General features: G+C 61.2%; 27 protein-coding genes. 1 reads left to right on the plus strand and 26 read right to left on the minus strand.

Annotated features, from left to right (window positions below; all coding sequences use genetic code 11):
• Positions 1 to 61: 61 nt before the first annotated feature.
• Genes EOC06_RS40250 through EOC06_RS20600 form a run of 4 tightly spaced genes read right to left on the minus strand, consistent with a single transcriptional unit; the run spans position 62 to position 964 of the window.
• Positions 62 to 205, minus strand: a complete 144-nt coding sequence (locus tag EOC06_RS40250; protein WP_164898672.1) for a hypothetical protein — start codon at positions 203 to 205, stop codon at positions 62 to 64.
• Complete coding sequence (locus tag EOC06_RS20590) at positions 202 to 390, minus strand: hypothetical protein (protein ID WP_128308645.1); 189 nt, start codon at positions 388 to 390, stop codon at positions 202 to 204. The genes EOC06_RS40250 and EOC06_RS20590 overlap by 4 nt, the downstream gene beginning before the upstream one ends.
• The gene (locus tag EOC06_RS20595; protein ID WP_128308646.1) at positions 387 to 734 is read right to left on the minus strand and encodes a hypothetical protein; all 348 of its coding nucleotides are present in this window, start codon (positions 732 to 734) and stop codon (positions 387 to 389) included. The genes EOC06_RS20590 and EOC06_RS20595 overlap by 4 nt, the downstream gene beginning before the upstream one ends.
• Positions 731 to 964 (minus strand): hypothetical protein, encoded by a 234-nt coding sequence (locus tag EOC06_RS20600; RefSeq protein ID WP_128308647.1) that lies wholly within the window; start codon positions 962 to 964, stop codon positions 731 to 733. The genes EOC06_RS20595 and EOC06_RS20600 overlap by 4 nt, the downstream gene beginning before the upstream one ends.
• Positions 965 to 1,002: 38 nt before the next feature.
• Between EOC06_RS20600 and EOC06_RS20605 the strand changes: the two genes are divergently transcribed.
• Positions 1,003 to 1,200, plus strand: coding sequence for a hypothetical protein (locus EOC06_RS20605; RefSeq protein WP_128308648.1), 198 nt, complete (start codon positions 1,003 to 1,005; stop codon positions 1,198 to 1,200).
• Here the strand turns inward: EOC06_RS20605 and EOC06_RS20610 are convergent.
• The 22 genes from EOC06_RS20610 to EOC06_RS20710 all read right to left on the minus strand — a co-directional run.
• Complete coding sequence (locus tag EOC06_RS20610) at positions 1,187 to 1,720, minus strand: hypothetical protein (RefSeq protein WP_128308649.1); 534 nt, start codon at positions 1,718 to 1,720, stop codon at positions 1,187 to 1,189. The two genes, EOC06_RS20605 and EOC06_RS20610, sit on opposite strands and share 14 nt — an antisense overlap.
• Positions 1,717 to 1,935, minus strand: a complete 219-nt coding sequence (locus EOC06_RS20615; protein WP_128308650.1) for a hypothetical protein — start codon at positions 1,933 to 1,935, stop codon at positions 1,717 to 1,719. Before EOC06_RS20615 ends, EOC06_RS20610 begins: the two co-directional genes overlap by 4 nt.
• Positions 1,935 to 2,183: a hypothetical protein gene (locus tag EOC06_RS20620; RefSeq protein ID WP_128308651.1), complete on the minus strand. Its 249-nt coding sequence runs from the start codon at positions 2,181 to 2,183 to the stop codon at positions 1,935 to 1,937. The genes EOC06_RS20615 and EOC06_RS20620 overlap by 1 nt, the downstream gene beginning before the upstream one ends.
• Entirely contained in the window at positions 2,180 to 2,587 is a 408-nt protein-coding gene (locus EOC06_RS20625) for a hypothetical protein (protein WP_128308652.1), read from the minus strand. Before EOC06_RS20625 ends, EOC06_RS20620 begins: the two co-directional genes overlap by 4 nt.
• Before the next feature lie 70 nt (positions 2,588 to 2,657).
• Complete coding sequence (locus EOC06_RS20630; RefSeq protein ID WP_128308653.1) at positions 2,658 to 2,984, minus strand: hypothetical protein; 327 nt, start codon at positions 2,982 to 2,984, stop codon at positions 2,658 to 2,660.
• The gene (locus tag EOC06_RS20635) at positions 2,981 to 3,277 is read right to left on the minus strand and encodes a hypothetical protein (protein ID WP_128308654.1); all 297 of its coding nucleotides are present in this window, start codon (positions 3,275 to 3,277) and stop codon (positions 2,981 to 2,983) included. Before EOC06_RS20635 ends, EOC06_RS20630 begins: the two co-directional genes overlap by 4 nt.
• Positions 3,274 to 3,483 carry a hypothetical protein gene (locus EOC06_RS20640; protein ID WP_128308655.1) on the minus strand — a complete coding sequence of 70 codons (210 nt, stop codon included), beginning with the start codon at positions 3,481 to 3,483 and terminating at the stop codon, positions 3,274 to 3,276. The genes EOC06_RS20635 and EOC06_RS20640 overlap by 4 nt, the downstream gene beginning before the upstream one ends.
• Before the next feature lie 133 nt (positions 3,484 to 3,616).
• Positions 3,617 to 3,859: a hypothetical protein gene (locus EOC06_RS20645; RefSeq protein WP_128308656.1), complete on the minus strand. Its 243-nt coding sequence runs from the start codon at positions 3,857 to 3,859 to the stop codon at positions 3,617 to 3,619.
• The gene (locus EOC06_RS20650) at positions 3,856 to 4,137 is read right to left on the minus strand and encodes a hypothetical protein (protein ID WP_128308657.1); all 282 of its coding nucleotides are present in this window, start codon (positions 4,135 to 4,137) and stop codon (positions 3,856 to 3,858) included. The genes EOC06_RS20645 and EOC06_RS20650 overlap by 4 nt, the downstream gene beginning before the upstream one ends.
• Before the next feature lie 165 nt (positions 4,138 to 4,302).
• Positions 4,303 to 4,488 carry a hypothetical protein gene (locus EOC06_RS20655; protein WP_128308658.1) on the minus strand — a complete coding sequence of 62 codons (186 nt, stop codon included), beginning with the start codon at positions 4,486 to 4,488 and terminating at the stop codon, positions 4,303 to 4,305.
• Positions 4,489 to 4,641: 153 nt separating this feature from the next.
• A complete protein-coding gene (locus EOC06_RS20660; protein ID WP_128308659.1) occupies positions 4,642 to 5,187 on the minus strand; it encodes a hypothetical protein in 546 nt (181 codons plus the stop codon).
• Positions 5,188 to 5,637: 450 nt separating this feature from the next.
• Positions 5,638 to 5,955 (minus strand): DUF1419 domain-containing protein, encoded by a 318-nt coding sequence (locus EOC06_RS20665; RefSeq protein ID WP_128308660.1) that lies wholly within the window; start codon positions 5,953 to 5,955, stop codon positions 5,638 to 5,640.
• Positions 5,956 to 6,104: 149 nt separating this feature from the next.
• Positions 6,105 to 6,323: a hypothetical protein gene (locus EOC06_RS20670; RefSeq protein WP_128308661.1), complete on the minus strand. Its 219-nt coding sequence runs from the start codon at positions 6,321 to 6,323 to the stop codon at positions 6,105 to 6,107.
• Complete coding sequence (locus EOC06_RS20675) at positions 6,320 to 6,739, minus strand: hypothetical protein (protein WP_128308662.1); 420 nt, start codon at positions 6,737 to 6,739, stop codon at positions 6,320 to 6,322. The genes EOC06_RS20670 and EOC06_RS20675 overlap by 4 nt, the downstream gene beginning before the upstream one ends.
• Positions 6,740 to 6,914: 175 nt before the next feature.
• On the minus strand, positions 6,915 to 7,268 hold the full coding sequence (locus tag EOC06_RS20680; RefSeq protein WP_128308663.1) for a hypothetical protein: 354 nt from the start codon (positions 7,266 to 7,268) through the stop codon (positions 6,915 to 6,917).
• Positions 7,269 to 7,330: 62 nt separating this feature from the next.
• Positions 7,331 to 7,762 (minus strand): hypothetical protein, encoded by a 432-nt coding sequence (locus tag EOC06_RS20685; RefSeq protein WP_128308664.1) that lies wholly within the window; start codon positions 7,760 to 7,762, stop codon positions 7,331 to 7,333.
• 217 nt (positions 7,763 to 7,979) lie between these two features.
• Positions 7,980 to 8,132, minus strand: a complete 153-nt coding sequence (locus EOC06_RS40255) for a hypothetical protein (protein ID WP_164898673.1) — start codon at positions 8,130 to 8,132, stop codon at positions 7,980 to 7,982.
• Positions 8,133 to 8,325: 193 nt separating this feature from the next.
• A complete protein-coding gene (locus tag EOC06_RS20690; RefSeq protein ID WP_128308665.1) occupies positions 8,326 to 8,535 on the minus strand; it encodes a hypothetical protein in 210 nt (69 codons plus the stop codon).
• Positions 8,532 to 8,951 (minus strand): hypothetical protein, encoded by a 420-nt coding sequence (locus EOC06_RS20695; protein ID WP_128308666.1) that lies wholly within the window; start codon positions 8,949 to 8,951, stop codon positions 8,532 to 8,534. Before EOC06_RS20695 ends, EOC06_RS20690 begins: the two co-directional genes overlap by 4 nt.
• Before the next feature lie 125 nt (positions 8,952 to 9,076).
• Entirely contained in the window at positions 9,077 to 9,769 is a 693-nt protein-coding gene (locus tag EOC06_RS20700; protein ID WP_128308667.1) for a hypothetical protein, read from the minus strand.
• Between the two features lie 439 nt (positions 9,770 to 10,208).
• The gene (locus tag EOC06_RS20705) at positions 10,209 to 10,445 is read right to left on the minus strand and encodes a hypothetical protein (RefSeq protein WP_128308668.1); all 237 of its coding nucleotides are present in this window, start codon (positions 10,443 to 10,445) and stop codon (positions 10,209 to 10,211) included.
• 48 nt (positions 10,446 to 10,493) lie between these two features.
• Positions 10,494 to 12,255 (minus strand): DUF5906 domain-containing protein (locus EOC06_RS20710; RefSeq protein ID WP_206631219.1); only part of this gene is annotated, 1,762 nt, incomplete at its 5' end.

The raw sequence follows: 12,255 nt of genomic DNA on the forward strand, positions 1-12,255 counted from the left end.
CGGGTGAGCAACGTGCATTGATCACATGGGACCAAAGCCTCAATCGCGGCGCGGCCCGAGATCATTTCGTGGCCCGCTTCGCAGCCCGGGCCAGCTCCTTGGCGCCGGCCGCGGGGTATTCCTTCTTCCCGCCCTTGAGCAGGTTCTTGCCGATGTTCTTGTTCGTGATCGGCTTGCAGCGCTGGTAGTTGTGGCGAATGCTCATTTCGGGTGCTCCGGGTGATAGAGGTAGAGGATGCCGGAGGTTTCGAAGCCTCGGGCGGAGACGCGGTTCCAGTTGGAGAGCAGGCCGATCTGTCGGAAGACGCTGACGTCGTCGATCTCGACTGTTTCCATGTGGGCGAGCCGGGAGGCCTTGAAGGTCCAGCGGCTGTAGGTGTGGACGGTCATGATCTCTCCCTGTCGACGCAGAAGCCGTGATCCAGGAATGGCCAACCGTGCCGGGTCATGATGCCCTGCACGCCCACCATGCCGCCCTTGGGGTGAGTGAATTCGACGCAATAGTAGCGCTGGGATGGGCGCTGATCGCCGTCCATCGTGTAGACCTCGCAAGGCCATGCTGAGACTTCGAAGCCGTTGTCTTCCAGCTCCTTCAGCGCATAGCGATGGAGCCTGGTCACGAGGCCGGGGCTGATCTGCTCGTCGGTGTCGTGCAAGGGGTCAGGCAGTTTTTGCCCGACCATGTCGAAGCGTGGCTCGCCTCGAACCATGACGTGGGAGCGGAGTTCGGTCACAGCCTCATCTCCCGCACCAGGTCTTGGTTCTTGCGGTGGAACCAGACGGCCAGGCGCTTCGCGGAGTCGACCGCTGCCCTGGGCCAGCCGATGGTGCGAGTGTCCATCAACTTCTCGATCTCGATGTCGGGGTCAGTGACGTGCTGACGGCCGACCAGCCAGCGGAGTTGCTGGATGGGGACCTTGGGGTGGACCTTGTGGCGTTTGCCGTCGAGGGTGAAGGATTTCACCTTGTTCTCCATCCGTTCAGGGTGTAGGAATTAATTCCATGCGCGTCAGTCCACCCACAATCGAAGAGTTCGCCTTCCACGTTGAGCTGTGGAGTCACGACGATCTGCGAGTGGATGACACGCTGGCGGTGGCGAAGAATATTCGGGTGGCCCGGGCGGCCTATGATGAGGCGCTGAAGGGGCAGGAGGGCCGCATCGTGAAGCTACGACACGGCGCCAGGGTCATTCTGCCATAGCGGCTCGGAGGCCGGCCATGCGGGCCTTGAACTTCTCCTCGGCACGGCGGTCGATCTCGGCGTCGACCAGGCGGTCCACACGCTTCTGGATGCGCTCATCGACGCTGAGAAGTTCAAGGTTGTGAGCCAGGGTTTCCTGGATGCGAGTGCCGATTTCGGTGGTGACCGTATCAAGTGCCGAGCGGATGGCTCGGTTCTTCACCTCGATCACCGCTTCGTCGATCAGCTTCTGGATCGCAGGGGTGAGTTTGACCTTGGTCCAGTAGTTCTGATCGCGCTGAACGATCGCTGCAGACAACGCAACCTTGATCTTCTCCACGATCTCATGGTCGTGCTGGACACCCTTCAGTGCCTGGGCGAAGAGCTCGGGCTCGGCCGCTGCGATGACACGCCTGGCATCCTTCTCGAAGAAGCGGCGGCCGACCTCGGAGATGACGTTGTTCTTGAGCTGCAGCTCGAACTCGGGGTCGGCGTCGATCAGGGCCTTGAGGGCGGTGCGGTTGAGGGTGATGGTGGTCATGTCGTCTCCTTGAGGGCAATGTTGGCGCGAAAACCGTTGTGCGCCTGGCTCCAAGCCAGATGCCGTTCGGTTCCACGCGGGAAGGGGTTGACGTCGTAGGGAATGCCGCGTGCTGCAGCACTCGCACCTCTGTTGGAGGCTTGTTGGTGTGCCCAGCTGCCCTCGAAAGAGGTGATTGGCAGGTGTCGCTTGCCGTTCCAGCGTCCGAGGCCCATCAGTAGGGCTTCCAGTGTTTGGCGAGCGTTTCCCAGATCGCGGTGTCGTAACGATCGTAGCTGGCGGGATACGATCCGCCATGACCAGCAAGCTCGCTCACCATGGCGACCGAGTCGTCGAACTCGCCATCTTTCTCGTGCTCGTAGAGCTCGTCCCAGAGATCGGCCATGGCGGCCGCGGCGACCTTGATCTTCTTGACCAGGCGGTCTTTGCCGTCGCTGTCGATGTGGCTCAGAGCATCGGTCACGATCGCATCTCCTCGTACATGGTGCGGGTGTGGGCATCCATTTCGTCATGCGTCAGGTCGTGGTCGACCACGATGCACAGCGGATGTTTGCCGGAGTAGCGGTTGATGGCGATGCCATCCTCGGCGCAGTAGTAGCCGTAGGTGCCGCGGTTATAGAATTCGGCGTGCGTTCGGTTGCAGGCCGTCCGGTTGCAGACCCCACCGAACACTGAACCCTTGTGGCCGGCGTGGTTGGGGTATTTGTGTGGGTGAGGAGGCACGACAATGGGGAAGTCGGGCCCGATCGTCTCGGGGCCGGTATAGGTCAACGCCATGCGCTGCTGAGTGGGTGTGAGCTTGCCGAACAAGCCCGTCATTGGCTTCTTGTGGCGCAGTCGGCGGGAGAGTTCGCTGGAGTAGCTCATCGGTGTGGTCTCCCTGGACCACAGGTAATGACGAGGGCGGCCAACACGATGACCACCCAGTGATACCACATCAGATCATGGGCCATTGGAACTCCTCGTTCAGTTCGCGCCCGTCAGGGCTGCAGTCGTGGATGATCGCCTCGAACTCCGGCAGGCTGTGCTCCTTGAGGAAGTTCAGGGCCTGTTGGTGGAGCAGCGAGCCGACATGCGCGAGGTTGTAGACGTGGTCCCAAGCCTTGCTGTCACGCTCGTCGCCGACGAACTTGTCGCTCTCGTCCAAAGCCTGCAGCTGGAAAGGGCGATCGCCGTTTTCGTTGAGCATCGAGCCCGACGCTTCGAAGATGTCCCAGCCTTCGCGCTGGGCGTCGGTCTGGCATTCAGGGAGCCATTCGGTCATTCGAAGCCCCACGCCGTGGCGATGGCCTTGGCCACCTTGATCTGCTCGTCGGTGAAAACACGTTGGCCGGCGTTGGCACCGAACTGGTGGCGGTAGGTCTCGAACTTCCCATCGGCCAGGACGTGGAGCTTGCCAGCCTGCTTGGTCACCGCGACCGGCCAGGTGTCGGCCAGGCCCACGACGCATGCGGTGGGGATAACGAGCACGTCGCCGTTCTTGATGTCCTCGTCGCACTGGGTCGCGTCATAGGCGTCACCGGTGCTGTCGAAGAAGTGGATGCGGATCGTGGTCATGTGCAGTCCTCACTGATGACGGTGATGGTCTTGCCCGACTTGTCGAGCTTGACGCGGGAGACATGGACCTTGTCGCCGGCCTTGTAGCCTCGCGGTCGGATGCTCTCGTGGATGCTCTCCCACGGGATCTTCTTGCCGCCGACGATCGTGCCGGTGCGGTCGCCCATCATCCAGCGGTCGGTGTAGGCAGGGATTTGAACTTGCATTGCGATCTCCAGAATTGGGTGAGGTGCCAACCATCCACGCCCTCGGTGCAGGTGCGACACCGGGCCAACAAACGTTGCAGTTAAGTGGATGGTTGGTGGACCCACAGGAGGAGAGCGATGCACCTGAAGGGGGTCAGGGCAGCTTGTCAGCTATCCTGTTGAGATGGTTCGCGAGGTCGCGAAGGACATTGTGGTCGGCCGGCAGGACCACTCGGCCGCGGCCGATCGCATCCTGGCTGGTCCAGTTCTCCAGCATGACGTAGTCGACCACCTGCATGACGTTGAGCCCGGTGGCCTTGAAGGGACCGTTCCTGCCCAGGGCCACGAGTGGTTCCTTGGGCGCGAGGCGCGGTGGGAAGGGGATGACGACGTTCATGCTGCGTTGCGCGTCACGTCGAGCACCATCTCGTGCTCTGGCGCCGGGACGAGCTCGGCGTTGAATTGCTTGAAGCCGTTGTTCGAGACCTCCTTCGAGCGGTAGATCAGGAACCGGGCGAACTGGCTGGGCCGGCAGATGATGGTCTTCTGGACACGCAGCGCCTCGTAGGCGAGGGGGAACGACATACCGAAGGCCTTCTGCGCTGCACGCGAGGTGGCGGCGCGGTTGGCATCGCTGTCATCCAGGGTGAAGCGGACTCGGTCATGGGAGATCATTTGTTGGGCTCCTGGTGGGGACGTAGGCGGAGGGCGCCGGCTGTGCGATTGGGCCTGGGCCGATGACGATGGCGACCCCGCCGAAGCCGATCTTGGACCAGCACGGGCGGAGGTCGTCGTGGTGGATGGGCGGGCTGACGTCGTGGATTGAGGTGCGCCAGTTCTTCATTCGGGCACCGGAATGGTCAGGCCGTACTTGTCGGCGAGCCCCTTAAAGGAAACCTGCTTCTCAGCCGGCGGGTTGTCCTCGTCGTGGAGCGACTGGATCTCGTTGAACTGATCGCGGGTCAACTCGGTGCCATGGGGCAGATCGAGCAGGCGGAACTCATTCCAAGACAGGACGCCGCTCACGGTGTCATCCATCTCGGGCTGGTAGACGTCGTCGGGGATCAGGTGGCTGGTTCGGGCCTCGGTACATGCACAGGTCCACGTCCTTGTCGAAGGAGCGCGCCCAGCCCTGGGCGTGGAGGCCCAGATAGATGATGTCGAACGTTTCCTGGGTGATCATGCGTAGAAATCCCTGTGGTAGCGCGGGGTGATGCAGATCGGGTCGATGACGATCGGCGTGCCCTTGGCGTCCCAGAGGACGTTGCCGGCGTGGATGTCCGAGATGAACCGGGCGTCGATCAGCTTCTCCATCGCCTTGCGGAAGCGGCCGATCGGCTTGGTGCCGCTGATGGACCCGGTGATGGCTTTGTGCGTGGTGCTGATCTGCTCCGCCATCTTCTTGGCGCCGCGCTGCTTGTGATAGCGCTTCATGATGCACCAGAAGAGGCCTCGGGCAGCGTCGATGAGGATGTCATAGACCTTGGGGAAGAACTTGCTGGTGATCTCGCCGTCGAGCAGTTGCTGGGCGAAGTGCGGGAAGCCATCGGTGAGGGCGAGGCGCTTGCTGTAGAGCTTGCCGACCTTGATGACGACATCAGGCGCGTCCCGATGGACGAAGGCCTTGGAGAAGGCCCCGCGGCCGATCTGGTGGTATCCGTTTTGGCGTAGGGCGGACTCGCTGAAGCAGGCGTGGCGCCTGGCATGATTGATCTGCTTGCGCATGGGTGCTCTCCGGGTGGGATAGGGGGCCACTAGCCGTGCAGGGTTCGAACCTGCCTTTGCCGCCCTCGCTCATTCGTTGGCCACGGGTGTCACCATTGATCGACGGCTAGTGGTAGAGGGTGCTGTTTCACGCGCAGCGGTGCGGATGGGTTGATCAGGCTGTGCTCAACAGCCCCTGTTTAAGGTCGAGGAGGACCCGCATTCAGCGAGGGGTATTATGGCTCACTCTTCCGATGACCCGGAGGTCACTAGGTGGCGTGGCCAATTGAGAGATTTGGTTGAAGTCCGATGCGCCATAGGTGGCTCGGATGAGCGGTGGTTGATGGGGGCGCTATGTCTTGGTCCTAGTGGACCCCGGTTGACAGTTGATGGTGCAGTTACTTCTTCATGGCGGCCTCCTATGTTGGCTGATCGCCGGCCGCCTTCCTGGGAAGGGGAACAACTCATTGATCAGCTTTGGGTCTCCCGAGCGATGTGCGAAATCATCTTCTCGGGCCTGGTATCGGTGAGGTTGGTGAAGGCGCACCAGAGACGCGGGCCAACCGTGAGGAAGGTGGACGCGATGTCGTCGGTGAGCCGTTCACACAGCCTGAAGCCGCCCACGCAGTAGATCGGGGGCAGCATGTTGAGGAATTCGTCGTAGATGTTCTGGTCGATCTGCCAGAACTTGCCCAGCATCCACTGGGCGGGCTTACCCTCTCGCGTCCACCGGTTGAGGTTCACGAAGTGGAGCGTGCGGTCATCAAGAGCTGACGGAAGCTGGAGCATGATACCCCTCTCGATAGGCTTTGGCCTGGGCCTCGTCCCACTCGCCGCGAGGGGTGCAGGCCCAGTTATAGGCTCGATGCGTCTGGCCTACCTTGAAGCAGAGGTTGGGCGCGTAGTTGGACACCTGGGCCTCACGCTCGGCGAAGTTCTCACTGGGCGTCGTGACGTACATTTGGCTTGTCCCATGTGAGATCGAAGACCGAGACGTAATATTCAGACCCGATGCCACCATCGGCCCACGTCACGTAGACGCGATTGCGGCCGGTCTTTTCCCAACCGGTGACGATGGCTTTCTCGTCGCGGAACGAGGTGACCTCGTCACCGACTTTGACCGGGCGGCCATCGGGGTGGAACAGGTGCCGGTTCATGCTGCCTCCTTCTTGATCCACTGGTCGAACGTCTTCTGGGCGACCTCGCAGGTCGTGTAGCCATCCAGGGTGTGGATGCCAGCCATGAGTGGCGCGAGGCACCAAGCGCAGTCCTCTTCGAGCAGGAAGAACTCGAAGTCCTGCATGTTGGCCAGCTGGGTGGGCGTGACCTTGAACGAGCGCTTGCGATATGAATGCATGATCGCCTTGCCGTAGTCCTGGGCCTGCTCGGGCTCGGCGTGCTTGCAGAGTCGGGCATACTCGTCGTGGGCGAGGCAGCGGGCGTCGATGACGAAGCCTCCGTGGCCCGAGCACGAGAAGTAGAAGGCACCAGCCCGGTTGGTGCGGGCGGAATGGGTGCCGCCTGTGCCCCAGAGGGCTTCGGCGATTGAGCGGGCTTGGGAATGGATCAGCATGCTTTCAGCTCCTGGATTTGGGCACGCATTTCAGCTGCAACGCGACGAGCCTGGGCTCGGTGGTGAGGCCACTCTCTGTCGCTGACGGCGGCCCGGTCTTCGGCCGCCGCGTGGTTTTCGAGGTAGCGGATTTTCTGGTCGATGCTCCAGTGATGGGCGGCGAGCGGAAGGTGGTTCATGGGATCAGCACGCGAAGGGCGATCCGATGGAAGGCGCGGAAGAAGCGCTCGATCAGGCGGTCGCCGACGTCACCGTCGAGGTCGAACGCGATGATCTGGTCGAGCTGGTTGGTGAGCTCGGCCGCCGTGGCGTCGTGGACAGCGTGGTAGTCGGCGTCATGGATGCGTCTGACTAGGTCAGGATCGACGCCCCGCACCGCCGCGACGTACAGCCTGGTCAGCTGTTCGTGGTGGTGAGCCTTGAGCGCGCCGTTCGGACGCTTCCGTAGGTTCGACAGGAGGTATTGCGCGCAGTTGAGCCTCGTCAGGAGACGCATGGCGTTGAGGAAGTGGTCGGACGCTTGCGCCATGACGTGCTTCTCCGTGGCGCTCAGGGCGCGTTGCTGTTGCTGTTGCTGGATTGGGGGTAGGGCTAGGCGGTGGCGCGGGCGACGATCTCGGCCCTGATGTGCGCCGGGAAGATGCTCAGGTCCTCTTCCGTGATCTCTTGGTCGCGGAGGAGTTGGGCGTTTTCATTGATCTCTTCCAGCTCACGGTCGCTGAACTGGCTGGCCGTCGTGTCGCGAGGGTCGCGCCATACCGGCTTGGCCAGGTCTTGGTATTTGTGGTCACGCTCATGCTTCACCTCCCAGTGGGTGGGCTCGATGCAGCGGGGCTCTAGGCATAGGGGCCTGATTGAAATCCTGGGATGCTCGACTAGATTGAGCAGGACACGGGCCGGGTTGCCGAAGTCGTGGAGATGGGGCCGGTCGCCACGCATGGCACCGTCCCAGATCAGATGGACACCGTCTTCGTGCGATTGCCGGGCAACTCGGTCTTTGAGCGTGGTCTTGGGTCGGGCCATTGGGTGCTCACGAATAACCCTTACAGCCATGGTACCAAACTTGAGAGACTATATTTAACATCATACTATAGTTAAACTTTTTCAGCCCCCCTGTGATTAGGGATACCATTCTGTAAGGCTTATTTCTTCCTTGCGTTGGGGGAAAGGAGAGGAAAAAAGAGTAGTTTATATAGGGAAAAAGCTCAACGATTAGAAGAGCTTATCCAAGTTTCTTGATCTAGTGCTTGAGTTCGACTGCCTCGAGCACCCTACCGGCCGGTCTGCGACCCCTGGCCTCGTCGAGGAAACGAATGGCCTCCAGCCGGTTTCTCTCGATGGCTTCGAGCCGCTGTTCGGTCTTGGCCGGCATCCAATATGGGTGTTGCATCATCTGATTGTCCTCCTGAACTGGTTGCGAAAAGCAACTGGAAAACTCATGCGAACGCGTGACTGAAAAACTTGGTAGAGCGCTGATTTGGACCGCGCCTGCGCCACCTCCACGGCCTAAGCCCTCAACCACCGCAAGCAGCAGTTGCAGCAGCTGCACCACACCCGTCAAAGGGTGTGGCGCAGGCGCTCGATGGTCACCGGACCTGGTAGCAGATGATCTCACGCCACCCGGCCGGGATGGCTCCGTCAGCGGCGCGCCACGCGGCCACGCAGCTCGGGCCGGCCGAGACCTGTGTCCCATCCACCTCAAGCGTGTAGAGGTGCTCGGAGCTTGTCGCGCCCTGTGGTGACATCCAGCTCACGAGTGCAGCCAACGCGCTGGCGGCGATTGAAATGCGGATCATGATAGTTCCCCCTCGAATATGACCTTGAGATCGGCGAGCTCGCATCCTTGCGATCGAGCAAGCTTCTCGGCTTCCTTTTCACAGTGCAGGGCGGAGCCCTTCACCCGCGCCAGCACCTGGCCCTCTTGGCGATCCATGATGACGAACCGCGTCTCGACCCCGCGCTGATCCTGCGGCGAGTACAGCCGGCGGGCGTTGCGGGGGATTGGGGCCTGGTGCTGGCGCGAAATTTGCGCCCGTGGTTCGGGCAGGGGCGTGCTCGTTTTCACGCGCTCCTTCGACATCTTGTTCCAGACGCGATGCTCGACCTCGGCCATCGAATGCGATTGCGAGAAGCCGTCCTCGCGCTCCACAACCGTGGCCTTGGCGAAGACGCGTTGCATTTTCGGCTGGGAAAGATCGGGCAGAATTCGCACGTTGGGCCTCGCGATTTTGGGCTGTTTAAGCTCGCGTTAATGAGGGCGCTCGCGCACCACATGCGCGATACGCAAGGATGTGACCCTCCCGCCGGAGCGGGAGGGGCAGGTGGTTGGGGTAGGGCTTAGGCGGCCTTGCGCTTGGCCTCGCCTTCGGCCTTGGCCTTGGCCAGTTCGTCGGCCGGGTTCCACTCTTGACCGCCTTCGGCCTTCACCGTTGCGGCTTCCGTTGCAGCCTGTGCTGCATTGATGTGGGTTGCCAGCCAGCCAGCCAGTTCAATGGCTTGCGCAAGGGACAGGGTGGAGATTGCCTGTTTGACATTGGCAACCACGTCGACGCCCTCTTCAGCGTCTCCCTTGCCGTCCGCGTCGACGTCGCCTTCGGCCTTCGGCTTTTCCTCTTCGGCCTTCGGCTCTTCTTCAGCCTTCGGCGGCATGGTCTCGACCGAGGCGTATTTGCATACGTCCTCATAGTCCTTCATGTTCGTGACCTTGAGCGCCGTCTTGTGCAACTCAAGCGCGTTGACCGCGTAGTCAATCGCCTCATCCAGCGCCAGTTCGACAACCGCCTTCCGGCGCTCGGCGGGGAAGCCTTCCGAAAAGGCCTTTTCAGCAATCCGCCATGCGTTGCGGAACGTGCTGGTTTCCTTCGCGCCCTTGTCGACACCGAACACCTTGTCGGCGAGGCGCTTCTTCGAGCCCTTGCCGCTATCGCGGCACATGGCCAGCCAGCACACGCCTACGTAGTAGGCACCGTTGGTCTTGTTCTCCAAGTCGCGAATGCGCCCTGCGACGCCCGCCAGTGTGTATCCAGACATTTCACTCTCCATTTGCTCAATTGAGCAGGTTGACCGTTAGGCGCACCCGTCCCGTCCTCGCCCCGCTTGGGGCTTGGTGTTGCTCAATTGAGCAGCTTCCGGTCTGGGCATGGCTCCGCTGCTCCCCTCGCGAGAGGGGCTCTAGCTGGCGGAGGCCCCGCCACCGGCCTAACCGGCCGATAACCAAAGATAACCCACTGGTTCCCAGCAACAAGAGAAGGAGTACACCCTTTTCCCTTGTATTCTAAGGCTTGCCGGCGGGAATGGACCCACACATACTCTACAAAAATTTTTGGAAAACCAAGTAATAGCACTCTAATACTTAGTTATAACAAAAAAGGGCGCTCCAAAGAGCGCCCTTTCTTCCGCGTCTCTTGACCCAATCCTTAGTCCCGAACACGGGAGAGGGTCAAACGCGATACTATAGGAAGAGTGAAGTTTAGTGTTTTGCGTTCGGATCACCAGCCAGCGCGGGGATCCGGAGCATCATGCGGGCGGCCGAAGTCCGCACCACCTCCAACGCATCCTCCACCGACATCTTGTCGAGCAGGAAGAAGGCCACCGCCTGCTCCACGCAGTCGATGATCTCGTTGACGCTGCACCCCGACTGGGATGCGATGTCCAGGTGGTCGGACACCGCATCCAGCAGCAGTTCGAGATCGGCCTTGTCACTCATAGCTGATCCACTTTTCGTATTCCCACCACTCGTCAGCATCGATCGTGATCACTTCATCGTCCCCACAAGTGTGACGTAGTTGTAGACGATGTCGGTGCCCCCATTCTGGATCTCTCTCAGCTGTTCGAACCTGAAGCTTGGCGCCAGCTCCTTCATCAATCCGTGAAATCTCACCCGGGGCACACGCTGGACACCCCCCGCTTGCGCGCAGAAAACCCAGTATTCGTCGAAAAGGTGATCCCCCATAGTGCGGGTCTTGGAAGAGTTCATGCCCTCGTGCTCGCGCTTTCCCACTCTGAGACGAGGGCTCTGTGACAAAAAATATCGCACCGAGTTGTTCTGGTTCGCCATGTCATCGAGCACCACACGGTGGCTCGACGGGATGGTGAAGTCCTTGTTCTGCTTCAGACGCACCAGCGCTGACAGCGCCCAGGCGACGATCTGCTCGCGCTCGGCCGACAGGATAATCTGATCGATGTCGATGACCTTCTTCTCGTCGGAGATCCGCCGCGGGAACTCGAGGAAGAGCCAGCGACGGTTGAAGCCGTCCGAGGTGTCCTTGGTCTTGGGCGCGCAGTTGGAAGCGAACCACTGCGCCGCCCTGGCGTTGAAGTCGAACGGCTTGGCATTCTTGTGCTGAGCCGTGATGACCTCGCCACACACGATCTGCTTGAAGATTTCGCCGGCGATGTCACGCTTCTCGGAGATCTCGCCCGCGAAGTTGACCAGCTTGTCGGCCATTTCGGCCGGCAGGAACTTGTCGTGCCAGTCGGTCGGAGGGATCGAGGAAAAGCTTCCGTGCGGGACCAGGCCCTTCAGGATCTCCAAAATCCGGCTCTTTCCGCTGTGCGCTTGTCCGATCAGGCAGAATGCCCTCTGATATTGCGGTGCAATACCCATGAGCGTTACCGCGAGAGCTTCCTGAAGCGCCATCACCTTGTCGCCGTAATCGGGGTCTTCTCCCCAACAATCGTCCAGCATCTGGAGAAAAAGCGGGCAGCGGCTGTCTTCCTGATAGCGATAGGGCAGCACGTAGGTGCAGCCATACTCCGGCGAGTGCGGCCGAAGTTCCATCGCCTCGGTCAGGAAGCCGTTGGCAAAGTTCACGCCACCCACGGTGACCGTCTTCAGGTCAGCCGCCAGCAGGCTCGACATCAGCTTCACGATCTGGGCCAGGTCGGAGTAGCGCTTGCAGACCGGCAGCTTGCCGTACTCCTGTGACAGGTGGGTGATGAACTCGTTCTGGTCGACGATCTTCCAGGCCGCGCCCTTCCACTGCCAGAAATTGCCCTGGTGGAACTTCAGCTTGCCGAACTCCTCCAGATCCTTGACCGCGGCGCGCGCCACCTCGGTGTGGTCGGTGCCGGTGATCTCGCCCAGGCGCAGCTTCTTGAGCTCGCCACGCAGCGTCGTGAGCGAGAAGGCGCCCTTGGACTGCGTGACGATGAACTTGAGGATCGACTCCTCGTCCAGCGCCTTCAGGTCGTGGTCCAGCACGACCTCCACGGCGCGTATCCAGCCGGCCGTGTCCGGCGTGACGTGACGCTCGAACTCGCTGGTCAGATGGGAGACGAGGCGCTCGCGGTCCCACTGCTCATTCTCGTCAGTGATGGCGATGCCGAGCTTGGTCTTGTCGTCGTCGGTGAGGCCGTCGTCCCAGCCGAGGGGCAGGGCCTTGCGCTTGTCGCCGAGGACGTCGCGCATGAGGAAGTCGACGACCTTGGTCTGAGCCTTGCCCATGTCGACCTCATCGCCGGCCACCTTCTCGGTGTAGCCCTCGACCCAGGCCTTCATTTCGCCCATCGCCTCA

The organism is Mesorhizobium sp. M7A.F.Ca.MR.362.00.0.0 (assembly GCF_004023175.1).
In the GTDB taxonomy this organism is placed as follows: domain Bacteria; phylum Pseudomonadota; class Alphaproteobacteria; order Rhizobiales; family Rhizobiaceae; genus Mesorhizobium.